General features: G+C 51.8%; 40 protein-coding genes. 39 read left to right on the top strand and 1 reads right to left on the bottom strand.

Going from position 1 to position 23,545, the window contains the following annotated elements:
* Positions 1-244 precede the first annotated feature (244 nt).
* On the bottom strand, positions 245-892 hold the full coding sequence (locus BIY29_RS02305; protein ID WP_205680297.1) for a helix-turn-helix domain-containing protein: 648 nt from the start codon (positions 890-892) through the stop codon (positions 245-247).
* 194 nt (positions 893-1,086) lie between these two features.
* Here BIY29_RS02305 and BIY29_RS02310 point away from each other — a divergent pair, with 194 nt between their 5' ends.
* From BIY29_RS02310 to BIY29_RS02505, 39 genes are all read left to right on the top strand, one after another.
* Entirely contained in the window at positions 1,087-1,299 is a 213-nt protein-coding gene (locus BIY29_RS02310; RefSeq protein ID WP_121573400.1) for a helix-turn-helix domain-containing protein, read from the top strand.
* A 10-nt stretch (positions 1,300-1,309) separates the two neighbouring features.
* Entirely contained in the window at positions 1,310-3,295 is a 1,986-nt protein-coding gene (locus tag BIY29_RS02315; RefSeq protein ID WP_121573402.1) for a transposase domain-containing protein, read from the top strand.
* A gap of 12 nt (positions 3,296-3,307) precedes the next feature.
* Positions 3,308-4,264, top strand: coding sequence for an AAA family ATPase (locus BIY29_RS02320; protein ID WP_121573404.1), 957 nt, complete (start codon positions 3,308-3,310; stop codon positions 4,262-4,264).
* Positions 4,261-4,458, top strand: a complete 198-nt coding sequence (locus BIY29_RS02325; RefSeq protein WP_121573406.1) for a hypothetical protein — start codon at positions 4,261-4,263, stop codon at positions 4,456-4,458. The genes BIY29_RS02320 and BIY29_RS02325 overlap by 4 nt, the downstream gene beginning before the upstream one ends.
* Positions 4,459-4,463: 5 nt before the next feature.
* Positions 4,464-4,715, top strand: coding sequence for a host nuclease inhibitor protein (locus BIY29_RS02330; protein WP_147437132.1), 252 nt, complete (start codon positions 4,464-4,466; stop codon positions 4,713-4,715).
* Between the two features lies 1 nt (position 4,716).
* Entirely contained in the window at positions 4,717-4,953 is a 237-nt protein-coding gene (locus tag BIY29_RS02335) for a hypothetical protein (RefSeq protein WP_121573410.1), read from the top strand.
* A gap of 7 nt (positions 4,954-4,960) precedes the next feature.
* A complete protein-coding gene (locus BIY29_RS02340; protein WP_121573412.1) occupies positions 4,961-5,170 on the top strand; it encodes a hypothetical protein in 210 nt (69 codons plus the stop codon).
* Between the two features lie 8 nt (positions 5,171-5,178).
* Positions 5,179-5,622, top strand: a complete 444-nt coding sequence (locus BIY29_RS02345; protein WP_113865505.1) for a hypothetical protein — start codon at positions 5,179-5,181, stop codon at positions 5,620-5,622.
* Entirely contained in the window at positions 5,619-6,233 is a 615-nt protein-coding gene (locus BIY29_RS02350) for a DUF3164 family protein (RefSeq protein WP_121573414.1), read from the top strand. The genes BIY29_RS02345 and BIY29_RS02350 overlap by 4 nt, the downstream gene beginning before the upstream one ends.
* A 2-nt stretch (positions 6,234-6,235) precedes the next feature.
* Positions 6,236-6,430: a hypothetical protein gene (locus tag BIY29_RS02355; RefSeq protein WP_121573416.1), complete on the top strand. Its 195-nt coding sequence runs from the start codon at positions 6,236-6,238 to the stop codon at positions 6,428-6,430.
* An 86-nt stretch (positions 6,431-6,516) separates the two neighbouring features.
* Entirely contained in the window at positions 6,517-7,047 is a 531-nt protein-coding gene (locus BIY29_RS02360) for a gp16 family protein (RefSeq protein WP_121573418.1), read from the top strand.
* A complete protein-coding gene (locus BIY29_RS02365; protein ID WP_121573420.1) occupies positions 7,044-7,574 on the top strand; it encodes a hypothetical protein in 531 nt (176 codons plus the stop codon). The genes BIY29_RS02360 and BIY29_RS02365 overlap by 4 nt, the downstream gene beginning before the upstream one ends.
* Positions 7,564-7,968, top strand: coding sequence for a Mor transcription activator family protein (locus BIY29_RS02370; protein ID WP_121573422.1), 405 nt, complete (start codon positions 7,564-7,566; stop codon positions 7,966-7,968). Before BIY29_RS02365 ends, BIY29_RS02370 begins: the two co-directional genes overlap by 11 nt.
* A 5-nt stretch (positions 7,969-7,973) precedes the next feature.
* Complete coding sequence (locus BIY29_RS02375) at positions 7,974-8,285, top strand: hypothetical protein (RefSeq protein ID WP_121573424.1); 312 nt, start codon at positions 7,974-7,976, stop codon at positions 8,283-8,285.
* Between the two features lie 105 nt (positions 8,286-8,390).
* Positions 8,391-8,972, top strand: coding sequence for a glycoside hydrolase family 108 protein (locus BIY29_RS02380; RefSeq protein WP_121573426.1), 582 nt, complete (start codon positions 8,391-8,393; stop codon positions 8,970-8,972).
* A gap of 2 nt (positions 8,973-8,974) precedes the next feature.
* Positions 8,975-9,211 carry a hypothetical protein gene (locus BIY29_RS02385; RefSeq protein ID WP_113865497.1) on the top strand — a complete coding sequence of 79 codons (237 nt, stop codon included), beginning with the start codon at positions 8,975-8,977 and terminating at the stop codon, positions 9,209-9,211.
* Positions 9,186-9,560 carry a hypothetical protein gene (locus tag BIY29_RS02390; RefSeq protein WP_121573428.1) on the top strand — a complete coding sequence of 125 codons (375 nt, stop codon included), beginning with the start codon at positions 9,186-9,188 and terminating at the stop codon, positions 9,558-9,560. Before BIY29_RS02385 ends, BIY29_RS02390 begins: the two co-directional genes overlap by 26 nt.
* A complete protein-coding gene (locus tag BIY29_RS02395; protein ID WP_121573430.1) occupies positions 9,548-10,156 on the top strand; it encodes a hypothetical protein in 609 nt (202 codons plus the stop codon). Before BIY29_RS02390 ends, BIY29_RS02395 begins: the two co-directional genes overlap by 13 nt.
* Positions 10,149-10,379 (top strand): TraR/DksA family transcriptional regulator, encoded by a 231-nt coding sequence (locus BIY29_RS02400; RefSeq protein WP_095835538.1) that lies wholly within the window; start codon positions 10,149-10,151, stop codon positions 10,377-10,379. The genes BIY29_RS02395 and BIY29_RS02400 overlap by 8 nt, the downstream gene beginning before the upstream one ends.
* Positions 10,360-10,662: a DUF2730 family protein gene (locus tag BIY29_RS02405; RefSeq protein ID WP_095835537.1), complete on the top strand. Its 303-nt coding sequence runs from the start codon at positions 10,360-10,362 to the stop codon at positions 10,660-10,662. The genes BIY29_RS02400 and BIY29_RS02405 overlap by 20 nt, the downstream gene beginning before the upstream one ends.
* 10 nt (positions 10,663-10,672) lie before the next feature.
* On the top strand, positions 10,673-10,960 hold the full coding sequence (locus BIY29_RS02410; RefSeq protein ID WP_121573636.1) for a VpaChn25_0724 family phage protein: 288 nt from the start codon (positions 10,673-10,675) through the stop codon (positions 10,958-10,960).
* Complete coding sequence (locus BIY29_RS02415; RefSeq protein ID WP_121573432.1) at positions 10,960-11,238, top strand: hypothetical protein; 279 nt, start codon at positions 10,960-10,962, stop codon at positions 11,236-11,238. The genes BIY29_RS02410 and BIY29_RS02415 overlap by 1 nt, the downstream gene beginning before the upstream one ends.
* Entirely contained in the window at positions 11,228-11,803 is a 576-nt protein-coding gene (locus tag BIY29_RS02420; RefSeq protein ID WP_121573434.1) for a DUF3486 family protein, read from the top strand. The genes BIY29_RS02415 and BIY29_RS02420 overlap by 11 nt, the downstream gene beginning before the upstream one ends.
* 26 nt (positions 11,804-11,829) lie before the next feature.
* Positions 11,830-13,401 carry a terminase large subunit domain-containing protein gene (locus tag BIY29_RS02430; protein ID WP_121573639.1) on the top strand — a complete coding sequence of 524 codons (1,572 nt, stop codon included), beginning with the start codon at positions 11,830-11,832 and terminating at the stop codon, positions 13,399-13,401.
* Positions 13,401-14,981: a DUF935 domain-containing protein gene (locus BIY29_RS02435; protein WP_121573436.1), complete on the top strand. Its 1,581-nt coding sequence runs from the start codon at positions 13,401-13,403 to the stop codon at positions 14,979-14,981. Before BIY29_RS02430 ends, BIY29_RS02435 begins: the two co-directional genes overlap by 1 nt.
* Positions 14,974-15,279: a hypothetical protein gene (locus tag BIY29_RS02440; protein WP_121573643.1), complete on the top strand. Its 306-nt coding sequence runs from the start codon at positions 14,974-14,976 to the stop codon at positions 15,277-15,279. The genes BIY29_RS02435 and BIY29_RS02440 overlap by 8 nt, the downstream gene beginning before the upstream one ends.
* Positions 15,280-15,290: 11 nt before the next feature.
* Positions 15,291-15,515 (top strand): hypothetical protein, encoded by a 225-nt coding sequence (locus tag BIY29_RS02445; protein ID WP_121573438.1) that lies wholly within the window; start codon positions 15,291-15,293, stop codon positions 15,513-15,515.
* On the top strand, positions 15,508-15,954 hold the full coding sequence (locus tag BIY29_RS02450) for a hypothetical protein (protein ID WP_121573439.1): 447 nt from the start codon (positions 15,508-15,510) through the stop codon (positions 15,952-15,954). The genes BIY29_RS02445 and BIY29_RS02450 overlap by 8 nt, the downstream gene beginning before the upstream one ends.
* Positions 15,955-16,058: 104 nt before the next feature.
* Entirely contained in the window at positions 16,059-16,892 is an 834-nt protein-coding gene (locus tag BIY29_RS02455) for a phage head morphogenesis protein (RefSeq protein WP_121573441.1), read from the top strand.
* 211 nt (positions 16,893-17,103) lie between these two features.
* Entirely contained in the window at positions 17,104-18,069 is a 966-nt protein-coding gene (locus BIY29_RS02460; RefSeq protein WP_121573443.1) for a phage protease, read from the top strand.
* On the top strand, positions 18,069-18,971 hold the full coding sequence (locus tag BIY29_RS02465; RefSeq protein WP_121573445.1) for a Mu-like prophage major head subunit gpT family protein: 903 nt from the start codon (positions 18,069-18,071) through the stop codon (positions 18,969-18,971). Before BIY29_RS02460 ends, BIY29_RS02465 begins: the two co-directional genes overlap by 1 nt.
* A gap of 63 nt (positions 18,972-19,034) precedes the next feature.
* A complete protein-coding gene (locus BIY29_RS02470) occupies positions 19,035-19,463 on the top strand; it encodes a hypothetical protein (protein WP_121573447.1) in 429 nt (142 codons plus the stop codon).
* Positions 19,460-19,897 carry a gp436 family protein gene (locus tag BIY29_RS02475; RefSeq protein WP_095835527.1) on the top strand — a complete coding sequence of 146 codons (438 nt, stop codon included), beginning with the start codon at positions 19,460-19,462 and terminating at the stop codon, positions 19,895-19,897. Before BIY29_RS02470 ends, BIY29_RS02475 begins: the two co-directional genes overlap by 4 nt.
* Positions 19,897-20,439, top strand: coding sequence for a phage virion morphogenesis protein (locus BIY29_RS02480; RefSeq protein WP_121573449.1), 543 nt, complete (start codon positions 19,897-19,899; stop codon positions 20,437-20,439). The genes BIY29_RS02475 and BIY29_RS02480 overlap by 1 nt, the downstream gene beginning before the upstream one ends.
* A complete protein-coding gene (locus BIY29_RS02485; RefSeq protein WP_121573451.1) occupies positions 20,436-21,056 on the top strand; it encodes a hypothetical protein in 621 nt (206 codons plus the stop codon). Before BIY29_RS02480 ends, BIY29_RS02485 begins: the two co-directional genes overlap by 4 nt.
* The gene (locus BIY29_RS02490; RefSeq protein WP_121573453.1) at positions 21,037-21,231 is read left to right on the top strand and encodes a DUF2635 domain-containing protein; all 195 of its coding nucleotides are present in this window, start codon (positions 21,037-21,039) and stop codon (positions 21,229-21,231) included. The genes BIY29_RS02485 and BIY29_RS02490 overlap by 20 nt, the downstream gene beginning before the upstream one ends.
* A 2-nt stretch (positions 21,232-21,233) precedes the next feature.
* A complete protein-coding gene (locus BIY29_RS02495) occupies positions 21,234-22,712 on the top strand; it encodes a phage tail sheath subtilisin-like domain-containing protein (RefSeq protein WP_121573455.1) in 1,479 nt (492 codons plus the stop codon).
* A 9-nt stretch (positions 22,713-22,721) separates the two neighbouring features.
* Positions 22,722-23,072 (top strand): phage tail tube protein, encoded by a 351-nt coding sequence (locus BIY29_RS02500; protein WP_095835522.1) that lies wholly within the window; start codon positions 22,722-22,724, stop codon positions 23,070-23,072.
* A 2-nt stretch (positions 23,073-23,074) separates the two neighbouring features.
* A complete protein-coding gene (locus BIY29_RS02505; protein WP_121573457.1) occupies positions 23,075-23,458 on the top strand; it encodes a phage tail assembly protein in 384 nt (127 codons plus the stop codon).
* Positions 23,459-23,545: the final 87 nt, after the last annotated feature.

Genomic DNA, 23,545 nt, shown 5'->3' on the forward strand with positions numbered 1-23,545 from the left:
AACGCTACCGATGTTATGAGTCAGTAAGAATTAAAAACAGAAACTAGGGAATTGGCGGAAATTAACGGGATCACGTTGGTATTGGCAAGCCTTGCGTGGCGGTGGCTGGAGCAATAACGAGAAACATTTTATCAGGGTTTAGTCGAAAAAATCAAAATGAGAAAAAAAGTGGATTTGGATGTTTGTTCGTTTAGTTCGATAAATCCACTTATCCGCAATCTTCCGTTTAAACTATGTTTAAATCCTAGTCGCCAACATCTTTAGCGATGTGCACAACTTGCCCAATCACCTCAAAGTTATGCAATTCGTCGCGCCGTATTTCCATCGGGGGATAAGCTGTATTATCGCTGATAAGTAACAATGCCCCATTAGGTTGCGTCTGAATTCTCTTTACCCACAGCATATCTTCTTGGCGAATCACATACATGTTGCCGTCTACAGGCTTTTTACGCGCGGTATTTATAAGCAGTGTATTGTTATTACCAATTGTGGGTTCCATAGAATCGCCTTTGGCCCAGACAATTACTAAGTCTCTTTCGTTAAAACCTCTATAACTCAACCACTTACGCCTAAATGCCAAATATCTACATGGGGAAAGCCCTGTATCGTTAAGTGAACCGTACCCGGCTGAAACTTGCACTCTGTAACCCGGAACTAACGCGAACTCATCAAGAAATTGAAATTCAGCATTATTATCTTCAGGTTTTGGTTTATCAATAGTTGATGAAAGATCATCTACAGGGACAAAATATTCCAAGCCTGGTCCTTGAACCCCTTCTCTCTTCCTGCATTCCCATCCATCACGTTTCGCTTTTTTGTGAACACCTTGAATGGACTTAGGCATTCCAGGGATGGCGGCTATCTCTTTTGGTGACATCCACCGGTTTATCATAAATCACCTTTACTTAAACTTGGTTTATGAAAAAACAAATCAATTAAAATCAAAGGGTAAGAAAAAAATTTCTAATTTTTACATAAACTGGTTGATATTTTATGGTTTATTAATAAACTTAACGCTAAGACTAAGTAAAAACGGTTAGCGTTTTGGTTGATCGTAAAGCATAGAACGAAATAGAGGTTATGTGAATGATTAAAAATGATTGGCATCAGGCTGATGTGAGCGCAGCCCTAAAAAAGAGAGGGACTACGCTTGCGGCTTTATCACGTAAGTCAGGATTAAGCTCCTCTACACTGCGCAATGCTCTGGTACGACCATATCCCAAAGGGGAAAAAATCATTGCCGAAGCCATAGGTGTAAGCCCTTCAGATATTTGGCCAAGCCGTTACGATATTTATTGAGGGATTGAGCATGTCTAAACAATGGATATCAGCTTATCAATGTCTTGGATTGTCTGGCGTCCCAGGGACTATTCAAGGTATTCACAAGATGGCTAAACGCCAAGGGTGGGAGTCGAGGAAAAGAGAGGGCGTTCAAGGAAAAGCGATTGAGTATTCTTTAGTCGATTTACCTTCTGTAGCACAGATTCAACATCTAAAGCGGTTAGGCAAAGTTTTAGTTTCTGGAAAAACATATGAAATAAAACCTAGAAACGATTCAGACAATTATTGCCGCGAAGTCCTTTGGCATCGTTGGGAATCCGCTACTGAAAAGCAACGGCTGGCGGCGCAGAAAAAAACCGAAGCGGTGATTACTGTCTCTGCGCTGGTTGAGAAGGGTGTTGATGTTGTATCAGCGTTCGATGCTGTTGCCGAAACACATGATGCATCAGTTGCTTCCGTGCGTCGCTGGTACTACACCGCGCGTAAGTTTGCGCGTGAAGACTGGGTTGCGTCGCTATTGGGGCAATATGGCCATAACATCGAAACCCGCCGTAAGAAAGAAGCAGATTGTGATCCGAAGGCGTGGGATTTCTTTCTTGCTGATTACCTGCGCCCGGAACGTCCGGCCCTCAGAACCGTCTATGCCCGTTTAGCCGAAGCTGCTGAGTCAAACGGATGGACTATTCCAAGCCTGTCATCTATACGCCGCAAGCTGGAACGCGATATTCCGGTTGAACAGCGGGTGCTGTTGCGTGAAGGCGAACATGCGGCCATGCGTCTATTTCCTTGTCAGGAACGTACCGTTGCCGATATCGCTGCAATGGAATGGGTTAACGGCGATGGTTATCAGCATAACGTGTTTGTGCGCTGGTTCAATGGAGAAATTTTGCGACCAAAAACATGGATTTGGCAAGACATTCGTACCCGCAAGATATTGGCCTGGCGTACCGACGTCAGCGAAAACAGCGATTCGATCCGTCTGTCTCTCTCAGACATGATTGAGCGCTACGGTATTCCGCGCAAGCTGACAATCGATAACACGATGGCGGCGGCAAACAAATGGACAACGGGCGGCGTTCCTAACCGCTACCGCTTCAAAGTTAAAGAGGATGACCCGAAAGGGATTATTCCTTTGCTCGGTATCGAGTTGCATTGGACTAGCGTGATGTTTGGGCGCGGCCATGGCCAGGCGAAACCGGTTGAACGTGCGTTCTCTCACGGTGGCCTGGGCGAAGCGGTTGATAAGCATCCTTTACTGGCGGGGGCGCATACTGGGCCAAATCCGATAGATAAGCCGGATAATTATGGTGACCGGGTGGTCGATGCCGATGTTTTCTTGAAAGCGCTGGCCGAGGGGATCGCATTCTGGAACCGTCGCCCGAACCGTAATACCGAGATCTGCCGGGGCATGATGTCGTTTGATGACGCATTTGAAGAAAGCTATCAACAAGCGACTATCCGCAAAGCCACGCCGGAACAGCGCCGTTTGCTGCTGTTGCCTGCCGAAGCGGTACGCATCAGTGAATCCGGTACGTTTGTCATGGAAGCGGGCGGCAAGGTTCAGGCGCGTAAAAACCGTTACTTTAACGAGCGTTTACTGGGCCTTAAACCTAATAAAGTCGTGGTGCGTTTCGACCCGCAAAACCTGCATCAAAGCGTTCTTTGCTACACGCTAGACGGCCGCTTTATTTGTGAAGCGGCCTGTATTGAGAAAACCGGCTTTGGGGATACCCAGGCGGCGCGTGAGCATAAACGTAACCGTACCCAATTCGTTAAACGTACCAAAGAAGCCGCACAAGCTGCGAGACGCATGTCGGCGCTGGAAGCGGCCGAGCTTATGCCAGATACCGTTCCACCGGCCCCGCCTGAATCGCGGGTGGTGGAAATCCTGCGCCCTGCCGGTAATACCATGCAGCGCCATTTAGTTGAGGAAGAGATCGACGAAGAATCAGAAGAAGCCTTTGGCAATGCTGTAAGCCAGTTATACACCGATTTTCAAAAGAACCATATTTAACGGAGAAGCAGAATGACTAACGTAATTGATTTAGACCAACAGCAAGAAACTATTAATACCGTTCGCGCAGCGGTACGTAATGCCGTTGATAATTCCGATATTAATTATGCCGCCGTCGCGCGTGAAATCGGGGTTTCAAATAGCCAGCTTTCACAATTTGTTAATGATGCCTACCGTGGGGATAATCATTCTCTCGCTAATAAGCTGACTGTATGGCTTGATAACCGCTCGCGCCGCACAAATGAAATGCCAATCGCGCCGGACTTTATTGCTACACGCACGGTTAAACAAATCTGGAATGCGTTGCAATACGCGCAGCTTGCGCAGTGCATCACCGTTATTTACGGCAATTCAGGCGTGGGTAAAACGCGCGCCCTGCAACAGTTCGCTACTGAACGTCCCAACGTCTGGCTGATTACCGTTTCCCCATCACGCTCCAGTCTTAGCGAATGCCTGTATGAGCTGGCGTTAGAATTGGGGATCGGCGATGCGCCGCGCCGTTCCGGTCAGTTGGGCCGCGCCATTCGCCGTAAACTGCGCGGAACCAATGGCATAGTGATTGTTGATGAAGCCGATCACCTCGATTATTCCGTGCTGGAGGAATTGCGTATTTTGCAGGAAGAAACTGGCGTTGGTCTGGCGTTGGTTGGGAACCATCAGGTTTACGGGAAATTAACCGGTGGTAATAGCCGCAATATGGATTTTGCCCGCTTATTTAGCCGTATCGCTAAAAAGGTTTCCATTCTGAAAACCAAAAAGGCCGATGTAGACGCTATTTCCGATGCATGGGGTTTAAATAAAAACGCAGAGCGTGAATTAATTCATGCGTTATCAGAGAAACCCGGCGCATTAAGAACGATATCTCATACCCTGCGCCTGGCCGCGATGTTCGCGCATGGTAAAAACGAGCCGTTATCCGAATGTCATATTCGTGCCGCTATTAAAGATTTAGAGGGGCTTTCATCATGATTAACGCGACGAAATTGGTTAATACGCTCGGCTGGCTGCAACGCCGCAATATTGAAATCAAGCATGTCAATGTCAGCCGTTCGCGGCCCATCGTTGAAGTGTTTGCGCCAGACGCCGACCTGATGCGCAAGGCGCACCATTATCATGTGGTTTCGGCGGCGACGATCCAGGACTGCATTATCTATTGGAGATAAACAACGTGTTAATTGCCTATGCCTGGGCAAGCGGTGTTATTGAGTTTGGGAAGAACGTACCTGATTACGCAACATTAATTTTAGCGGGGGAACCCAATAAATTACGTCAAGCAGTAAATAGCCACGCCAGAAAGTTAAATAGCGGTGTGTTATTGGTTCCAGGGATGGCTGAATCCGATAACAGGCATTCGGCCTATAGCGAACTGTACTTTTTCTCTAAACAAGTGAAACAAACTTATAAATGCAATGGGGGTTAGGATGGCTAATAAACAAGTGCAAGTTATGAAATTGAATATGATTATCACCTCCACACCGGAAGGTATGGCCACAAGTATCGATATTGAGGGTGATTCAGTATTTCATGATTTTATCCACAAATATAAGGAACTGCTGGAAGGATTTCATACTCATGCAGTCGATATTTGTGTTGATCATGCCAATACACAGAATCTAATCGAAATCCCGATTAATCAAAAGCCACGGTATTGGAACTGAGGTCGATATGAATAAGGACAGGAAAAAGAAATTATCTGATTTATTTCAGAAGATAGAAAAGATTAAAGGCGACTTAGAAGATATCTGCGCCGCCGAACAAGCCGATGTTGATGCTTTCATGGCTGATATCAGTGACGGCGTTCTTGATATAGAAGAGTCGTTTGATGCATTGGAACGTGCTTGTGACAACTTAAACGAGGTTATTTTATTTAACTGAGGTTAATTATGAATAAAAGATTGGAAAACTCACCGCTGCCGTGGCGTATTCGTCTGCCTAAAGGCGCGTATGGTTGGGATATCGTCAGCGATTCAATGACGGTATGTATGATGTCAAATCACCCGTCTCATCAAAAGAGGGCAGAGGCGGACGCCAGGCGTATTATCGCCTGCGTCAATGCTTGCGACGGAATTAGTACCGAAAATCTAATTGATAACGTTCCATTAAAGCAGGGTCTTTCTGGACTGAACCAACGCATTCGGGATGCTGAAAAACAAAGGGACGACGCATTACAGCGTGTTGCTCAGTTAGAACAGGTTCTGGATGGTTTACCTCAAGATGCCATCGCTGGCGGATGGACTGCTAAGGGCATCAGTGAGTATGCAAAGAATCTTGAAGAGAAACTTGCCAATCAGCAGGCCAACGTAAATAAAAATGGCGGTGAAAAATGAATAAAGAAACTATACCAGCAGGCTACCGCATGAATTCCCTTGGCCATCTGGTGCCGGAGGAATTAATCAAGCCTATCGATAAGCTGCGCGATGATGTTGTGCTGAATATCGTTAATAAGGCGAAGGAACAGCGCCAGGCAATGGTTGAATTCAAGATTGAGTCGATGGCTAAAATCGCCGACTTTGTTGATCTGTCTGCCAGTGAGTACGGTGTAGAGTACGGCGGGGCCAAAGGGAACGTGCTGTTGAGCAGTTTTGACGGCCGTTATCAAGTACGTCGAGCCGTTGGCGATCATCGCGTCTTTGATGAGCGAATCCAGGCGGCAAAAAAGATTCTGGATGATTTGGTTATTCGCTGGGGAGCCGATGCCGATCCTAAAATAAAAGCGATCATCAACCATGCTTTCCGCGTGAACAAACAAGGTCGGATTGATGTTAATCAGGTGCTTAGCTTGCGCCAGATTGATATCGACGATCCAGAATGGCAATCCGCTATGTCTGCTATCGCTGACTCTATCCAGGTGTCCGGCACCAGCCAGTACCTGCGCATTTATGAGCGCAAACAGGATGGTCAGTATCAGCAAATCAGCCTCGATATTGCGAAGGTGTGACGATGAACGCAAAAGAGTTTAACCGGGAATATGCTGTCGGTTCGCGCTTTATCTATCTGACCGGCACGGCTGAAACCGGCGGGAAAGTAGTTAGAACCAAAGATGTTGCTCGGGATTTAGAGAAGTCCGGGGCAGTTGTGGAAATTAGTCTGGCACCGTTTTTTGTGAAATTGTCTTCACTGAAACCGGCAGATTAATTAACTAAATACTTTCATTCTGATTTATATGGCGTAAACCCTTCGGTATCGGCTTACGCCAAAATCAATGTATTACGAGGTGAAATATGGATAAGCCGCAATTAATCAGGCTGATTCACGTCGCAAAAGGAACGCTGAAAATTGACGATGAAACTTACCGGGCGTTGTTAGCCAATATTGCCAATGGTAAAACCAGTTGCAGCGAAATGAACCACAAGGAATTAGAAAGTGTTTATTCCGCGTTGCGTGAAAAAGGGTTTAAACGCAGTTTTAAAAAGACGCCAGCGAAAGTTAAAACGGCTGAAATAGCGAAAATCCGCGCCATATGGATCACCATGCACCGGCACGGCTTTGTTAAAAATGGCGATGATACGGCGCTTAATGCTTATGTAAAACGTATGACAGCATCGCTAAATAACGGCCACGGTGTTGATGAATTGGGTTGGCTGAATCCATCGTTAGCTACACGCGTTCTCGAATCAATCAAGCAATGGCATATACGGTTGATGCTTAAATCCATGCTTCTTGATCGGTTAGGTTTTGTTATTAATCCGAGTAACGGTAAAGCATCGCGGGACTACAGCGTTATTGTGAATTTGTATGAGGCTCGCCGATGAAAATTGCACGTTGTCCGGTTTGCCATTCCGACCTGCATCTTGACGCCATCCTGGAAGACGATGCAGCGCGGGAGTTGCTTACCGTATTAACGAAATTACCCGGCGGTGCAGCTAAGGCTATGGTGGCTTATATCGGTCTGTTCCGCCCGGAGAAGTCGAACTTGTCTAACTCTCGCGCCGTGAAGCTGGTTAATGAAGTGCTGGAACAACACCAGCCCGGCCGCGTACTGACCCACGCATTGAGCGAAACCGTCGAACGGATCCGGGCCAAGCGCAACAACGGGGACAGAAAACCGCTCAGCAATCACAGTTATTTACGTGAGGTCTATCGCACGTCAGAACAATTGTTTGCCCAGAGCAGCAATGTCGCGGCGCGGGAGAAGGACGCGAACAGCCGGGTCACAGACCAGGAAAAAAGCCGGGATGATTACTTATCGCATATGCATAGCCTTGGCCAGGATGTTGCGAAACTGCCTGGCGGAATCGAGTGGCTGGAACGTAACGGAGGCGCTAAAAATGGCGGATAATCTGGATATGTTTGATGATAAACAAGATGATAGTATCCTCGATCATCTTGATGAAGATGACAGTGAACGCTCCCGTTTCCCGGCGCTGCTGGCCGAACTGAATGCGTTGCTGCGTCAGGAACTGAAACGGCTGGGTTGTGACCCGCGATACTCGCTGGAACTTGTGGTTGCCATTAGCAAGCAGATCGGCGGTATGCAAGTCTATTTTCCGCGCGGGCAGGTGCTTGAATTCCTGGTTAGGGATATGAAAATCTGGCGGGATTTTGACGGCCACAATGTGCCGGAACTGGTTGAACGCTACCAAGTGACTTACAAAACGGTGTATAAAGCTATCAAACGGATGCGTCGGCTTGAAGTAAAAAAACATCAATTTGATTTAAATCTGGGAGAATAACGACGATGGCAGGGAATATTTTAATAGATGCGGTTATCTATGTTTGTGTTTTTTGGATATTTTTCGATGCGACCAATAACAAAATTGGTGGGTATAAGACAGCGTTGGGGAACTATACGGGCGTATCACCATTCGTATGGGCCATAGGTGCTTTGTTCATTATTCCTTTCTTTGTCTATTTGGTCAGAAGAAACAAACTGATTCAGTATGCGAAGGAAAACCCTGTGGATACTGATAAAAGTAAATATGGTATTTTACTGTTTATTGTCCTCGCCGCCTTAGTGGCTTTTTCATATAAAGATTTCTTGTTTCAATAGAGCATCTCATTTCCAATGAAGCCGGTTAATCCGGCTTTTTTTATGCCTGCCGCACTATGAACACTACTGATTTTTTTATCCAGAGAGTGTCTCAGAGGTGCAACAGTGAGCCAATTCCTTCCCTCTCCCACCTTCACCCACGCCGTTACTTTTGTGCTCGGCAAAGAAGGCGGTTATGTCAATGACCCTAACGACAAAGGCGGCGAAACCAAATTCGGCGTTTCCGACCTGCGCGACGGTGTGGCCGACGGTATGACGGACATTGACGGCGATAAAAAGCCCGACGTCCGTATTAAAGGTTTAACCCTCGAACAAGCCAGCCAGATTTATTACCGCGACTACTGGTATCCGGCGTACTGCAATGAATGGCCGGATGGCATTTCGCTGCTCGTCTTTGATTCCGCTGTACAGCATGGCGTTAAAAAGGCGCTGCAACTATTGCAGGACGCGGCAGGGGTAACAGCGGACGGCATCGTTGGGAAAGCTACTCGCGCGGCCGTCGCCAGTGCCGATCCGGAATGGTTGCTTACCCGTTATCTGTTACGCCGTGCGCGTTATTACGCGGACATCATCAAGTCGAATTCATCCCAGGGTAAATACCTCAACGGCTGGTACAACCGCCTCGATAGCGTCACCAATGCCGCTTGGGAGGTTGTCGGCGGCTCTGCGTCGGTAGCGAGAGCCTAATCATGGGTAAGGGCTGGGAGTCGTCTATGCGCCGTGGCCGTCGTGATCGCCTCACCCGCGAGGTGCTTCACCGCATGGCCAACGGCCCGAAGCCAGAACCAACGGATTACCGGGGCTGTGACGGAACACATGCCAGTTATTACATGAAGGGTTGGAACTCTGTAGACCTGCGCGACATTGTCTTTCAATGCCAGCGTTACAAGGAAATACAACGTGAACGTGAGCAAAATATTCAATAGCAAATGGTTCTGGGCCATTTGTTCAGCATTAGTTATCGCCGTCGCAGTGAGCGGCATCCTGTTTTTTGGCCTGGTGGGTGGAGTGATAACCACCTGTTGTGTCGTCGGCGGCGAAATCCTTTTCTATCACCGCGACCACCCGGCGTTTTTGCCTGATAAAGAGCCATATCGATTCATGTATCAAATCGCCCTGGGTGCCATCGGTTGCTGTGCATTCTGCGCCGCCTGGCTTTTGTGTCTTGCTTATGTCGGTGTTGAATACGGCTCCTTATTTTTCCTGGTCGCTGGCTTTACTCCGCTGGTTTTACACAGAACGGCAACCGCCTGGGGAGTTCCATGGATCCGATAACCATTTCATCTATCGCCGGTGTGTTGCTGAAAGCTGGCCCGTCCGTTCTGCGCACCGTCGGCGGCTGGTTCGGCAGCGATGCGGCTAAAACAGCCGATTCGGTTGCCGGTATCGTTGAGAGCGTTAACAGCGCAGTCAATCCACAAGACCAACAGCGCGTGTTAGAAAACGCGCTGGCGACGCTTCCCCCGGAGCAACTTGTTCAGCTTGAGTCCCTGAAAGTTCAGTTGCAGCAAATTCAGCTCGAACGGGAAAAGGCCACGCTGGCAGACCAGCAGGCTGCGCAGCACGAACAGCAGGAAACCATCAGGAACGGGGATAACGCGACGGATGAGTATGTGCGCCAGACACGCCCCAAAATGGCCAGGCTCTCGCTGTATAGCTCTATTGGCTATGTGCTGATGATGAGCATCGGCCAGCAGATTGCCGCCATTGTCACGGCCACCGGGCATGTAATGACAATGCCCGCACCGGACTGGGATATCGCGCTGATGCTGTGTACCCCGGCCCTGGGATATCTGGGATTCAGAACGCTTGACGGTTTTGCCCGTTATAGCAAATCCAGCAAACACAAGGTGCCGCTGAGCAATGGATGATTTTGATCGCGCCAGTTCGCTGGAAATTGATGAACGGGAACGGGTGTTAAATGCCCATTTAAACCGTATTAAAGAAGCCCCGATTGAATACGGCTTTTGTAATGACTGTGGAGATGACATTCCCGCCCAACGTCTGGCCGCGCACCCCGATGCCGTTTGCTGTGTGACGTGTCAGGAAATCAGAGAATTGCGGGAGGCTCAGCGTGGACTGGCAAGTCATTAAAGAGTATTGGGGCATCATTTGGGCGCTGGTGATGACCGGGGTAAACCTGGTCATGATTCTTTTGGCAAAGACTTATGTGAAGCGTGAGGAAGTTGACACGCTGAAATCGCGGGTAACAGCAATGGAAACCGTTATTGCATCAATGCCGAATCAAAAAGAGCTTCATGCGCTTCAGTTGGAAATGAGCAACTTGCGGGGTGATTTGAAAGCACTGGCCCCAAAGTTGGCACAGGTTCAACGGATTAGCGATTTGTTACTGGAAAATGAGTTAAAGGATAAGTGAGGCCATGGCCATGCGTGAAATTCTGGATAGCGATCAGCGGTTAGTTATCTTGCGCTCACTGCTTGATGCGGGCGATAGCGCCAACGAATCAGTATTGCAAACCTGTTTGCTGGCCTACGGCCACCGCGTTTCCCGCGATCAGGTTCGTACGCATTTGAACTGGTTATCTGAGCAGGGACTTATCGATCTCGACGACGTGGTCGGGTGCTTTGTCGCGGCGATAACCGGACGCGGTGACGATGTTGCGCGGGGGCTGGCCGTGGTGCCGGGCATCAAAAAACCACGGGCGCGGGGGTAATGATGGCGACTGTTAAACCGTATACCACTGCCACCCGTCGCTATATTCATCAGCTTGCGGCGGTCATGGTTTGTCTCGAAATTGAGCGGGAAGTTATTGCGGGAGCCATTGAAAAGGCCACCGGAAAGCCGTATGACAAGAGCGCCCCGGACAGCTTCAGCAATACGTTTCTTTCCAAAAATGCTGAATATGACAGAGCATGGAAAGCCCTAAGCCGTGCCATCGCTAAAGAGCGTAAGCAACAGCTTATGATGGCGAGGAGCAAAAATGGCCGATGAACGCCCGACCCGTGGCCGTCCTTCAAAGATTGATTTGTTGCCGACTGCTATCCGCGATGCTTTGCATCAGATGCTGCGCGACAAGCAGTACACCCAGGAACAGATCCGTGAGGCCATCAACGAACTGATTGACGAGCACAACCTACCGGACGATATGCAGCTTAGCCGCACCGGACTGAACCGCTACGCCAGCCGGATGGAGTCTGTTGGCTCTAAAATTCGCGCTTCCCGTGAAATGGCTGAGATATGGGCGGCAAAGCTGGGTTCCGCGCCGACGTCTGATGTCGGCAAGCTGCTAATGGAATTTGTGAAAACCCTGGCGTTTGAAACGTCCATGGCGCTGGCTGAGAAAGACAAAGCCGTTGAGCCGAAAGCGCTGGGGCAACTGGCGTTGGTTGCCCAACGTATCGAGTCCGCGCAGATGGTCAGCCACAAGCGCGAAAAAGAGATCCGCCAGGCGTTCGCGGAAGAAGCGGCGGAACAGGCTGAACAAATTACAAAACAGGCTGGACTGTCTGCGGAAACCGCCGCTGATATCCGTCGCCAGATTCTTGGAATTGTCTGATGACTACAACGCTCCCCGTCAATGCGATGGCCAACGACGCCATTACTAGTGCATCGGCGGCTGCCATTCTCGCAGGTGAGTTTGATGAGGATCAAGTGCTCCTGCCTTATCAGCGCCGCTGGATTGCAGATCAGGCTCAAATCAAAATCGGAGAAAAGTCACGCCGTACCGGATTAACCTGGGCTGAAGCCGCTGATGCGGCATTAAATGGCTCAATGTCACGAACTGCGGGCGGTTGCGATACCTTCTATGTTGGCACGACGAAGGATATGGCCCGTGAGTTTATTGATGCTTGTGCGATGTGGGCTAAAGCCTACAACCTTGCAGCGGATGATGTTGGCGAGGAAGTTCTGGCTGATGAAGACAAAGACATTCTGGTTTACGTCATCAATTTTGCCAGCGGTTTCAAAATTAAGGCGCTGTCGTCCAATCCTTCAAACTTGCGCGGTATGCAGGGCAACGTCGTTATCGATGAGGCAGCGTTTCAGGGGGATCTGGCTGCATTACTGAAAGCGGCATTGGCGCTGACAATGTGGGGGAGTAAAGTTCGCATCATCTCTACCCATAACGGCATTGAACACCTGTTTAACATCCTGATTACAGAATGTCGGGCAGGTAAGCGCCGTTACTCAGTTCATCGCATTGATATCGAGCTGGCCATCCGCGAGGGGCTTTATAAGCGTATCTGTCAGGTCACTCACCAAATCTGGTCACAGGAAGCAGAGGCTGAGTGGCTGGCAAACTTGTTGAGTGATACCGCGACAAAGGAAGATGCTCGCGAAGAATACTATTGCGAGCCGAAGAACGGCGGCGGCACCTATTTACCGCGTTCCATCCGGGAGCGTGCAGCGCGTGGTGCTGGCCCCGTACTGCGCTTTACTGGTACGGCGGAATACAACGCACTACACGAATCACTCCGCGCACTGGATATGCAGGAGTGGTTAGAGCAAACCGTATTGCCTGTACTCAATCAGTTACCCGTCACCCTGCGCCACGCGCTGGGTGAAGACTTTGCCCGCAGTGGCCATCTGACCGTATTCGCGCCCATTACCGTCAACGAGGACACCACGCGCACGGTGCCGTTCCTGGTCGAATTAGCCAACGTTCCGTACAAGCAGCAGGAACAGGCGCTTTACTTCATCTGTGACCGTCTGCCGCGCCGCGATGGCATCAAGCTCGATGGCCGGGGCAATGGTAACTATCTGGCGGAGCAAGCCGCCGAACGGTACGGCAATGAAGTCGAAGTGGTGATGCCATCCGTCGCCCACTATCGGGAGAACATGCCGCGCTTCAAAGCCGCATTTGAAGACGATGAACTGGTGGTGCCAAAGCATGAGGACGTCATTAACGACCTGGGCCAGATTGTCGTGTTGCGCGGCGTACCGGGCATTGACGACAAAGAGAACAAAGGGAGCGATGGCCATAAACGTCATGGCGACAGCGCCTATGCCATCTTTCTGGCATTTCTGGCCAGCAAAGAAGATTGCCGCCGCTACGAGCTGCATCGCTTAAATAAACCCGAACGGCCGGACGAGCGAGAAGAACGCCGCCAGATGCGGATCACCCGTGGGCTGAAGAATCAACGAGGGCTGTTGTAATGTTAAATAAAGTCACCGGAGCAATCCGTAAGTTGCTCCACCCCGACACCGGGGAACCGGTTCAGGTCAGCAAAGAGGCATTGCAGCAAGAGCAGACCCGCGCCCGTTCTACGGGCATTCGTCGGGCAAATGCCGGTATCAGCGTCGCCAGTACCCTTACCCCTCGCCGTCTGGCCGGGGTGTTGCGTAATGCCGCTGATGGTAGTCCGCTAGACTACTTTATCCTGGCCGAAGAGATGGAAGAGCGTGATCTCCATTATTCCAGCGTTCTGCGTACCCGTAAGTTGACCGTCGCCGGGATCGTCCCGACGGTAGAAGCTGCATCCGATGATGAAAACGACATCAAACTGGCGGATGCGGTGCGCGTCATGATGGAACGGCCGCAAATCCCCGAGCTGTTGTTTGACCTGCTTGATGGTCTGGGAAAAGGTATCGCCGTCGCGGAAATATTGTGGGACACGTCAACGATTCCCTGGATGCCGCGCGACTACTCATGGGTTGATCCGCGCTTCCTCAAAATGGACGCCGACACGTTGCGCAAGGTGCATGTGTTAACCGAAGCGGAACCGTTTAACGGCGAACCGCTGGCCGCTTACAAGTACATCATTCACCAACCCCGTCTGAAATCCGGCTTGCCGTTGCGTAACGGCCTGGCGCGGCTGGTCGCTGTCATGTACATGCTGAAATCATTTACCGTGCGGGACTGGTGGGCGTTCGGCGAAAAGTTTGGTCTGCCCATCGTCATCGGCAAATATGGGCCGAATGCCAGCCCGCAAGATATCAAGACCCTGATTGATGCGATTGCGTCCCTTGCGAGCGATGCCGGTTGTGCCATCCCGCAATCAATGCTGATTGATATGAAAGAAACCGCCAGCCGCCAGGGCGGCGGCGATCTTTTCGAAGGTATGGCGGAATGGTGCGACGCACAGACCAGTAAAGCGGTGCTTGGCCAGACTATGACCACGGACGACGGCAGCAGCCAGAGCCAGGCGAACGTACATAACCAGGTGCGCATGGACATTGCAAAATGGGATGCGCGGCAGCTTGAGAACACGCTGAATGAGTTCCTGATCCGCCCGTTCGTCATGCTCAACTACGGCGGGCAGGAAAACTATCCGCGCGTTTGTTTACGCATCAATGAACCTGAAGACCTGAAGGCGCTGGTCGAGTCGCTGATCCCGTTGATTGACCGGGGCATGAAAGTGCAGATGTCCGAACTGCGCGACAAGTTCGGCCTGGCCGAGCCGGAGGAAGGCGCGGAAATCCTGCTGCCGGTTAATGCTCAATCGGGTAGCTATGCCATGTTGCCCGCGATGAACCGGGAGCAAATCGCGCTCAATCGCACATCGCCCCAGGACGATATCGACCAGCTAACAGCCGATGCTATCAGCGACTGGCAGCGCGTCGGTACGGCGTTTACCAATCCTGTGTTAGCGCTGGCCAATGAAGTGGATAGCTATGAATCGTTTTTGGCCCGGTTGCCGGAGCTGCAAGACAGCCTGGACGCCGGTGAATTTGTTGATCAACTGGCGCGGCTGTGTTTTCAAGCGCGCGGATTGGGGGATGTTAGTGATGAATGACGTAATCAAGCCCACATCAAAAGGCAAGAATGATGGTGAAGTTGATTATCTCACTTCCGATGACGCCCGCTTTTTAGTCATGCGCGGCGACTACTCGGAAGCAGATATTATCCATGCGGCCGTTAATCAAAATGTTATCGACACGGAATATGCCAAAAACTGGGCTGGTGCCAGCTATTACCAGACCTGGTACAAGGTAAGCCCTATCGGCGGGCAGGATGGTTATTCCGGCTGGCACCACCCGATAGATAACCCATGTCGCGGCGCTTATTTCGCATCTGTTCTGTGCTGGGATTGAGGGGAATAATCATGTTGAATTCGACTAAAGAGCGTATGGCCACGTTAGCAAATGACCCTAATCATTTGCGGCGCTTAATGGTTCTGTGGCCTGAGAATCATATGATTCATCAGTTAGCAAAGGCGCACCTGGAAGCGCTGGAAAAGCTGATGCCATTTACACCGGCAAGGGGGCCGAAAATCCCTGCAATGGCTCCTAGCGTCGTTCTATCAGTGAGGGAAACCACCGATGATTAGTTCCATCACCAAAGACCAATGGGCAGAGATTGCCGACGCGCTTCAGGGCTATTTCTGTCACGTTGAATTCAAATATCAGGATACGGTAATTTCTGTTGCGCGAGAGCGTTCCGGTGAAAGCCGTACAGTCTTATCCATTTATTTTGACGGCATAATTCGCGTCGGCTGGGGTTTAGAAAAAAGCGATAGTTACAACCCTATGACCAAACTTTTCTGGTGCGAGAAGAAGAAACGCTATTATTCACCAAAGCGTGTTGCAGAGATTGAAAAGCGATTCGGTAAACGGAGCGCTAAGAAAAACTTCCCATCACTGCATGAATCTATGTCTTACCGGGTTCCATACTTTTCCAGTTCTGCCAGCCTTATCCGGCAGTTCAAAAAAGTCGATGGGCTGAGTTGGATTAGCGAGACGATAAAGGATACCGCCGATGCGAACTAAATATGTACGCCGTGAGCGGCTTGATTTCCATCGGCCTGAATACTGGCCGGTGAAACATCATACGTATTTTGCTCAAGTCCATGGCTATTATTACGGTAGGAAGCATGTCTGATAAAATTCCCGACATCATCCCCAAAGAATCCCTTGCCTGGTTCAAAGCCAAAAAGCTGAAGCCAGGCTTTGACTATCGTGACGTCTGGCTCGAAGAGCATAGCGCCGCTTTCACCGTCGCAAAGATGACTAACCTTGATTTGCTTAACGACGTGAAGGAACTGCTGACCCAGGCACTCGAAGAGGGACAGACCTTCAGAGAGTTCCAGAAAGCATTAGAGCCGCGCCTTGTGAAGCGCGGTTGGTGGGGTGTGGTCGAGATGGTTGACCCGTTGACAGGTGAAAACAAAACTGTACAGGTTGGCAACGACCAACGGCTGCGTGCCATCTACGACACCAATATGCGAACCGCCCGCGCCGCTGGCCAGTGGCAACGCATTGAGCGAACCAAACGCGCCATGCCGTATCTGTTGTATACGTTGGGGCCGTCGCGCGAGCATCGTGTTGATCATCTGAAATGGGCAAATACCTGTTTACCTGTCGAACATCCGTTCTGGCTAACGCATTCTTGCCCGAACGGTTGGGGATGTAAATGCAGCCTGCGCCAGGTCAGTAAGTACGAGTATGACGAAATGGTGAAGAACGGCGTCACGGCCACGGAACCTGTGTATGAAGACGGCCAGCCGACAGGCCAGGTCACGCGGACTAAAGTACCGCTGAAGACCGAGGCACCGCCGGTCAAAAATGTGAAGTGGCTGAACAAGCGCACGGGTGAGGAAGAGCTAATTCCCGAAGGCATTGATCCGGGCTGGAACTATAATCCCGGCATCAATCGCCAGGCCGCGCTTGAGCGCCAGCTCAATGCCAAACAACAGGCAGACCAATAACCTTATCTTTTAGTCTTCATAAAACCGCCGTGGTGACGTTGTCGCCGTCTGTGATACGATGACGCATGGAAATTTTGTTAAACGTTTCTGTGCGTTTTTAAACATGGTTTAAACGTGGTTCCCCATCTAAGTTAGAGTGAAGCCGGTTAATCCGGCTTTTTCTTTGCCTCCCGCACACTGTCCGTCAGTATTCCTGATTACGGACGACCCAATGAATCCCCAGCTTGAACTGTTGGCCTTGTGCTTTGAATTGCCAACGTTGGATGACGACAAACTCCCGGAATGGCTCCCCGTCATTCCCGCTGGTCAATTCACCGGCCGTGATGGCCGTTCGTGGGTGAACAGCAACCCCGCTAATGTGATCGATGCGTCTTTCATCTATCCGAAATTACCGATAGATACCGAGCACTCCACTGAACTGAAAGGCCCAAAGGGTGATAAAGCCCCGGCAGTTGGCTGGATTGACACACTGCGCTTGCGTGATGACGGTTCTATTGATGCTCGCATCGAATGGAATAACGATGGCGCAGACCTTATTCGTGGCAAGAATTACCGGTATTACAGCCCCGCCTTTTTCTTTACCGCCGACGGCCAGGTGACTCGCCTGTCCAGCGTCGGACTAACCAACAAACCCAACCTGGATTTACCAGCCCTTAACTCGGAGAACCCCGATATGACCATCCCTGTCCAGCTTGTGACAGTGCTTGGACTGTCTGCCACCGCGTCAGTTGATGACGCTGTGAAGGCCATCCAGCAAATCAAAAACAGTGAACAGGTGGCGCTGAACCGTGCCGAAAATCCTGATTTGACAAAGTTCATTCCCGTAGAGACGCATCAACTTGCGTTGAACCGGGCAACGGAAGCCGAAGGCAAGCTGAAAGCACAGGCTGATAAGGAAGCCGAAGCCCTGGTGGATTTGGCAATCAAGGAAGGGAAAGTGGCCCCGGCCAACAAAGAAATGTATCTGGCGACGTGCCGCAGCGAAGAAGGCCGCAAGCAGTTTACCGAGTTCGTCAAAGTTGCGCCGGTGATTGCCAGTGGCGACCAGGCCAAAAAACCGAAGCCGGGAAAAACCAATCAGGAACTGACCGACGTGGAGCTGGCGACCTGCCGCGCCATGGGCATCAGCAAAGAAAACTTCCTGGCTGCAAAAGCTAAACAAGAGGAACAGCAATAATGGCGACCCCATCCGCAGAAGTTTTACACGCGCTCACGACTTCTCTGAGCGCGGCATTTACCGCCGGGCTGGCAGGCGTCAAGCCGCAATACCTGCGTATTGCTACCGAAGTACCGAGCAGTTCGGCATCAAACACCTATGGCTGGCTGTCCGATTTGCCGGGGATCAAGGAGTGGGTTGCTGAACGTCAGCTTGCCGTGTTGAGCCAGCAGGGTTACACCATTTCCAACAAGACCTGGGAAAGCTCCATCCGCGTCAAGCGGGAAAACATTGAAGATGATCAGATTGGGCAATGGAGCGTAATTGCCCAGGCATTCGGCCGACAGGTTGGTGAGTTCCCGGATACGTTGTCATTCCCGTTGCTGGTCGCCGGTTTCAATACAGAGTGTTTTGATGGCCAGTATTTCTTTGACACTGACCACCCCATGGCGGGCGGGACTTACAGCAATATCGTGGGTGATATTGCTACGGATACCGGCGAGCCGTGGTTCCTGATTGATGAAACGCAGGTGTTGAAACCTATCCTGTACCAAAATCGCCGCCCGTTTAAATTCGTTTCGTTGGATGATTTCGGTAACGAACATACGTTCCTGAATAACGAATTCCTGTACGGCGTTGATGGTCGCTGTAACGTTGGATTTGGTTTCTGGCAGACCGCTGTCGGCTCCCGTGCGCCACTGACGGTGGCGAACTACGAAAAGGCCGTGGAAATTCTGGAGGGTATGCAACGTACCGATGGCAGCCCATTGGGGATCAAACCGACCACGCTGGTTGTAGGCCGTAAAAACCGTGCGGCTGCGAAACGGGTTATTGATGCGCAACTGGTCGATGGCGGGGATTCCAACATCTATTACAAAGACGTGGAAATCGTAAACAGCCCGTTCATCGTCACCCCGGCATAACCTGTTAACCCGGTTTACAGCGGGATTAAACCCGCTGTAACGCCCCTTTAAAGAGGATGGAAAATGAGTGGAGCGAAAAACAAGGCAGCGAGCCAGCAAAAGGCTACGGATAGCACTGTCCAGGTTACAGCGCCGGAAGTGGCATCGCTTACTGAAAGCAACGGTGACGGACATGAATCAACGGTCATTCAGTCAGGGTTCGACGTGGTGCCGGGTGAGGAGTCCATCGGCCCCGGCTCCGATGTAGAAGCGCTGCTGGTACAAGCCGTATCAAAGAACGGCTTCTATCGTTGCGGGCGCTTCTGGCCGTTCGATGGCGTGCATGTGTTCGTCAGTGATGACCCGGACGGCGACAACGCCGAAAGTGAGGCTGATGACGGTACGCCGATTCAGCCTTTTATTAGCGCGGCTACTGCCGAACGGCTGAAAGCTGAACCGCAACTGCGTGTGACCGTGATCCAGACCGTCACGGATGAAATCCAGGGGGAATGATGAGTTACGCCACCCGTGAGGATTTATTGGTCGCCGACGGTTCTTATGTCTGGAACGTGGCGATCAACAGGGAAACCAATGAACTGGATGAAGCCGCGATTGCTCAGGCGCTGGAAGACACCGACGAGGAAATCAATTCGTTGCTGTCGCGCCGGTACAAACTGCCGCTTGAAACCACGGTTCCCCGCATTCTGAACCGGGTGGCGGTATCCATCGCGTTCTACTGGCTGGCTGACCGCGACAACGTGGCCACCGAGCTGGTGCGCAAGCGCTATGAAGATGCCATCAAGACGTTGAAGGAAATCGCCAGCGGTCAGCGCGATATCGGCCTGCCGACGCTGGAACAACCTACCGAGGGGGAAAGCGGCAAGGTGTTCATGACCGGCGAAAACCCGCGTTTATTCACCCGTAACAACCTCAAAGGCGTTCTGTAATGGGGATACAGGTCGAAGTGATGGGCGCTGAGAAGCTCGCGCAGATCCGCCAGGCAATGGAGAAGTTGGCCGATAGCAGCCTCCGCGCCGAACTGCTGGAAAGCATCGGGGCCATTGCTGAGTCACAGACCCGCCGCCGCATTACCGATGAGAAAGAATCGCCCGGCGGTACAGCCTGGCAAGACTGGTCGGAAGGCTATGCCAAGACCCGCCACGGCAATCAGAGCCTGTTGCAAGGCAATGGTGATTTGCTGGATAGCGTGATCTCCATAGTTGACCGCAACCAGGTGCGCGTCGGCTCCCCGTTGAGATACGCGGGCGTTCATCAGGACGGGTACAGTGGCAGCGTGGCGATTGGTGCGCATCAGCGCCTGATTAAGCAAGCGTTCGGTCGGGTACTCAAACACCCGGTATGGCAAAGCGTGAAAGCGCATAGCCGCATGATGAACATCCCCCAGCGAGAATGGCTGGGCCTGTCAAACAGCAATAGCGAAGAGTTGTTGCACGCCGTTCGCGACTTTTGGAAAGAGGTATTGCCGTGAGTGAACGCCCTAGCCTGGTAACACTTGGCAGCACGATATCCGCCGCTGAACGGATTGTTACCTGGCTGCAACCGGTTTTGCAAGGGACAGCGCCCGACCAGGTGCCGTTGGTTGAGCGCCATATCGGTCAGTTCAACACCCCAGACGAGGTTAAGCGTCATCTGTCCGATAAAAATGGCTGTATCCGCATCGCAGCCCTGCGCGTCCGCGACATCCAGCATCAAGCGGGTGGCGTGGTTGGGACGGTTACCTGGTGCGCCTATGTCATGGCAACCGACTATTGGGGCTATGGCCGAGATCTACGCGCTGAAGTGATGGTGGCGCGGTTGGCTAAACGTATTGCCAACCCGCTGGCAGCCAAAGAGATGGGCGCGGAGCGCAAGGCCGACACGTTATCAGCGGACAACATCTACAGCGGTTCCCTGGATAACCTGGGGCTGACGATGTGGGCGGTGATGTGGAGCCAGGAATTCAAACTCGATGAAGAAACGGATATCAGCGAATTGCCTGATTTCCTCAGACTGGGGATGACAGCCACGCCACGCGGCGGCGTCCCTGTAATTGAAGCCGTGATCCCCGTAAGAGGACAGGAAAACAATGAAGACCAAACACCTTAAGCCCAAGGGCGGCGTCGGCGTCAAGGTACGCAAGCCGGACGGCACCTACTTAAAAGACGACGGCGAAGATTTACCGCTGTCATCCTACTGGTTGCGTCGTATCGCTGAAGGCGACCTTGAAGTCACTGACGTCGTTACCGTCACGGCCACCAAATCAACTAAAGCGGAGAAATAACCATGGCGTTAGGCTCTATTCCGAATGATATCCGGGTGCCGCTGGTCTATATCGAAATCGATAATTCCATGGCGCTCGACAGCGCCCCGGCACAGCAACACAAGATTCTGGTGATCGGCCAACAACTGGCGTCCGGTAGCGCCGCGCCGTTGACGCAAAACCGCATTACCAGCGACAGCACGGCCGATAATTTGTATGGGCGCGGCTCCATGCTGGCGGAAATGCTGAAGACATTGCGCAAAGGCAATAGCTATACCGAAACCTGGGCGCTGGGTATTGAAGACCTTGCGGCCGGTAACGCGGCCAGCGCTGAAATTGTGGTGACTGGCCCGGCTACCGCCGCTGGTACGCTGGCGCTGTTGGTATGTGGCGTAACGGTGCAAGTTGGCGTCAGCGCGGCGGATACCGCCGAAACGGTGGCTGCGTCAATTGTGTCGGCTGTCAATGCCGTGGTTACATTGCCGGTTACGGCCGCCGTGAAAGCTGATGCGGCCGGTACGGTGGTGCTCACGGCTAACTGGAAAGGCCAGACGACCAACGACCTGGACGTGCGCGTCAATTACTACGTGGGCGAGCAGACCCCGGCCGGGCTGAGCGTAACGCCGACGGCGTTCACTGGCGGCACCGGCACCCCGGATATGTCATCGGTGGTGGCGGCGCTGGGCGATGAATGGTTTAACCATATCGTTTGCCCGTTTAACGATGTGGCCAGCCTGAACACCCTGCGCGATGAATTGCTGAACCGCTGGGGGCCGATGCGCATGATTGAAGCCATCGCCTATACCGCCGTTCGCGGCACCCATGCCGCCACCGGCACCTGGGGCGGCAACCGCAATAATTTTCTGATTACCGCAATGGGAACCAATCAGGCTCCGCAACCGGCTTATCTGTGGGCCGCTGCTTACGCGGGGATCGCCGCGTATTACCTGGCGATTGACCCGGCGCGGCCGCTTCAAACATTGGCATTGCCTGGCATCCTGGCCCCGGCTAAAGAAGTCCGCTGGGATATGACAGAGCGCAACCTGCTGCTGTTTGACGGGGTGGCAACGCACTACGTCGATGCGTCCGGCAATGTGTGCATTGAGCGTGAAATCACGACGTACCGCGTGAACAGCTTTGGCGATGCCGATACGTCTTATCTGGATATCACGTCCCCGGCAACACTGGGCCATATTCGTTACGTCATTAAGAACCGGTTCACTAACCGCTATCCCCGTCACAAGCTGGCGGATGATGATGTGCTCGACGTTTTGGAACCCGGCCAGCCGGTCATGACGCCCAAGCTGTGTACGCAGGAACTGATTGATATCTTTCTTACGGAGCTGGAGCCTGCCGGGTTAGTCGAGGATTTTGACGACTACAAAGAGACGTTGTCCGTAGTGCGTGATACCGCAGACCGCAACCGGCTGAACTTCATCATTCACCCGAACATTATTAACCAGTTGCGTGTCCTGGCTGGTCTGATTCAGTACAAGCTCTAAGGGGGCAGCATGATTTTAGGCGAAGCAGCCATTCGCGTGAATGGCCGTGAAATCAAAACTAAAGGGACGTCCACGCTGAACCCTGGCGGCTATGCCCGCACGGCGCACAACGGCGCGGGTAAAACGTGGGGCATGTCCCGTAAGCGGGTTAATCCGTCTGTGCAGCTTACTATCGCGGCCGCTGAAGATATGGACGTTATCGAGATCAGCGGTTGGGAAGAAGTCACGGTGATGTTCGAAGGCGACAATGGGCTGAGCTATATGATGACCGGCGCGGCGGCGGAAAACCCCAGCGAGTTGTCCGAGTCTGACGGGCAAATCTCAGTCACATTCATCGGCGCCAAGTGCGTGAAGGTGTAAGCATGGCAAAGATGACGGTAACGCTGATTCATGGCCTGGTCACGGGCAAAGGCACGGCAGATGAAGCCAGGCATATGGTTGTTGAACTGCGCGAACTGGACACCAAGGATGTGATTGACTCCCAGCTTGCCAGTGAGCGCGTGGTTATCGGAGAGAACGGCAAAGCGCATGCCTATTGCTCTGAAGTCATGATGGGGCTGGAAATGTTGCGCCGGCAGATTGCATCTGTCGGGGATATCCCCGGCCCGCTCAGTCTCAAGCAGCTTTACCAGCTTCACCCCAAAGACCTCGATCTGCTGACGGAACGCGCCAGCGACATGGATGATTTGCTGACGGGGGTAAGCAACCGGGGGCGAGCTGATGCCGATGGCGGCGGCGCTGACTAATCTTCTCGTCAATCTCTCATCACGTTTTAGTGTGTCATACCTGGAACAGTTGCCGTTGCGGCAACTGTTCCGCATCACCGAACAACT

The organism is Brenneria alni, assembly GCF_003666245.1.
GTDB lineage: Bacteria > Pseudomonadota > Gammaproteobacteria > Enterobacterales > Enterobacteriaceae > Brenneria > Brenneria alni.

Excerpts from the sequence above, each read along its gene's own strand:
- BIY29_RS02345 (WP_113865505.1), top strand. The coding sequence starts at position 5,179 with ATGAATAAAAGATTGGAAAACTCACCGCTGCCGTGGCGTATTCGTCTG.
- BIY29_RS02350 (WP_121573414.1), top strand. The coding sequence starts at position 5,619 with ATGAATAAAGAAACTATACCAGCAGGCTACCGCATGAATTCCCTTGGC.
- BIY29_RS02385 (WP_113865497.1), top strand. The coding sequence starts at position 8,975 with ATGGGTAAGGGCTGGGAGTCGTCTATGCGCCGTGGCCGTCGTGATCGC.
- BIY29_RS02465 (WP_121573445.1), top strand. The coding sequence starts at position 18,069 with ATGGCGACCCCATCCGCAGAAGTTTTACACGCGCTCACGACTTCTCTG.
- BIY29_RS02400 (WP_095835538.1), top strand. The coding sequence starts at position 10,149 with ATGGATGATTTTGATCGCGCCAGTTCGCTGGAAATTGATGAACGGGAA.
- BIY29_RS02375 (WP_121573424.1), top strand. The coding sequence starts at position 7,974 with ATGGCAGGGAATATTTTAATAGATGCGGTTATCTATGTTTGTGTTTTT.
- BIY29_RS02395 (WP_121573430.1), top strand. The coding sequence starts at position 9,548 with ATGGATCCGATAACCATTTCATCTATCGCCGGTGTGTTGCTGAAAGCT.
- BIY29_RS02470 (WP_121573447.1), top strand. The coding sequence starts at position 19,035 with ATGAGTGGAGCGAAAAACAAGGCAGCGAGCCAGCAAAAGGCTACGGAT.
- BIY29_RS02340 (WP_121573412.1), top strand. The coding sequence starts at position 4,961 with ATGAATAAGGACAGGAAAAAGAAATTATCTGATTTATTTCAGAAGATA.
- BIY29_RS02320 (WP_121573404.1), top strand. The coding sequence starts at position 3,308 with ATGACTAACGTAATTGATTTAGACCAACAGCAAGAAACTATTAATACC.
- BIY29_RS02360 (WP_121573418.1), top strand. The coding sequence starts at position 6,517 with ATGGATAAGCCGCAATTAATCAGGCTGATTCACGTCGCAAAAGGAACG.
- BIY29_RS02430 (WP_121573639.1), top strand. The coding sequence starts at position 11,830 with ATGGCCAACGACGCCATTACTAGTGCATCGGCGGCTGCCATTCTCGCA.
- BIY29_RS02370 (WP_121573422.1), top strand. The coding sequence starts at position 7,564 with ATGGCGGATAATCTGGATATGTTTGATGATAAACAAGATGATAGTATC.
- BIY29_RS02305 (WP_205680297.1), bottom strand. The coding sequence starts at position 892 with ATGATAAACCGGTGGATGTCACCAAAAGAGATAGCCGCCATCCCTGGA.
- BIY29_RS02500 (WP_095835522.1), top strand. The coding sequence starts at position 22,722 with ATGATTTTAGGCGAAGCAGCCATTCGCGTGAATGGCCGTGAAATCAAA.
- BIY29_RS02475 (WP_095835527.1), top strand. The coding sequence starts at position 19,460 with ATGATGAGTTACGCCACCCGTGAGGATTTATTGGTCGCCGACGGTTCT.
- BIY29_RS02365 (WP_121573420.1), top strand. The coding sequence starts at position 7,044 with ATGAAAATTGCACGTTGTCCGGTTTGCCATTCCGACCTGCATCTTGAC.
- BIY29_RS02455 (WP_121573441.1), top strand. The coding sequence starts at position 16,059 with ATGTCTGATAAAATTCCCGACATCATCCCCAAAGAATCCCTTGCCTGG.
- BIY29_RS02325 (WP_121573406.1), top strand. The coding sequence starts at position 4,261 with ATGATTAACGCGACGAAATTGGTTAATACGCTCGGCTGGCTGCAACGC.
- BIY29_RS02415 (WP_121573432.1), top strand. The coding sequence starts at position 10,960 with ATGATGGCGACTGTTAAACCGTATACCACTGCCACCCGTCGCTATATT.
- BIY29_RS02420 (WP_121573434.1), top strand. The coding sequence starts at position 11,228 with ATGGCCGATGAACGCCCGACCCGTGGCCGTCCTTCAAAGATTGATTTG.
- BIY29_RS02480 (WP_121573449.1), top strand. The coding sequence starts at position 19,897 with ATGGGGATACAGGTCGAAGTGATGGGCGCTGAGAAGCTCGCGCAGATC.
- BIY29_RS02490 (WP_121573453.1), top strand. The coding sequence starts at position 21,037 with ATGAAGACCAAACACCTTAAGCCCAAGGGCGGCGTCGGCGTCAAGGTA.
- BIY29_RS02445 (WP_121573438.1), top strand. The coding sequence starts at position 15,291 with ATGTTGAATTCGACTAAAGAGCGTATGGCCACGTTAGCAAATGACCCT.
- BIY29_RS02505 (WP_121573457.1), top strand. The coding sequence starts at position 23,075 with ATGGCAAAGATGACGGTAACGCTGATTCATGGCCTGGTCACGGGCAAA.
- BIY29_RS02315 (WP_121573402.1), top strand. The coding sequence starts at position 1,310 with ATGTCTAAACAATGGATATCAGCTTATCAATGTCTTGGATTGTCTGGC.
- BIY29_RS02435 (WP_121573436.1), top strand. The coding sequence starts at position 13,401 with ATGTTAAATAAAGTCACCGGAGCAATCCGTAAGTTGCTCCACCCCGAC.
- BIY29_RS02335 (WP_121573410.1), top strand. The coding sequence starts at position 4,717 with ATGGCTAATAAACAAGTGCAAGTTATGAAATTGAATATGATTATCACC.
- BIY29_RS02450 (WP_121573439.1), top strand. The coding sequence starts at position 15,508 with ATGATTAGTTCCATCACCAAAGACCAATGGGCAGAGATTGCCGACGCG.
- BIY29_RS02495 (WP_121573455.1), top strand. The coding sequence starts at position 21,234 with ATGGCGTTAGGCTCTATTCCGAATGATATCCGGGTGCCGCTGGTCTAT.
- BIY29_RS02460 (WP_121573443.1), top strand. The coding sequence starts at position 17,104 with ATGAATCCCCAGCTTGAACTGTTGGCCTTGTGCTTTGAATTGCCAACG.
- BIY29_RS02310 (WP_121573400.1), top strand. The coding sequence starts at position 1,087 with ATGATTAAAAATGATTGGCATCAGGCTGATGTGAGCGCAGCCCTAAAA.
- BIY29_RS02440 (WP_121573643.1), top strand. The coding sequence starts at position 14,974 with ATGAATGACGTAATCAAGCCCACATCAAAAGGCAAGAATGATGGTGAA.
- BIY29_RS02355 (WP_121573416.1), top strand. The coding sequence starts at position 6,236 with ATGAACGCAAAAGAGTTTAACCGGGAATATGCTGTCGGTTCGCGCTTT.
- BIY29_RS02410 (WP_121573636.1), top strand. The coding sequence starts at position 10,673 with ATGCGTGAAATTCTGGATAGCGATCAGCGGTTAGTTATCTTGCGCTCA.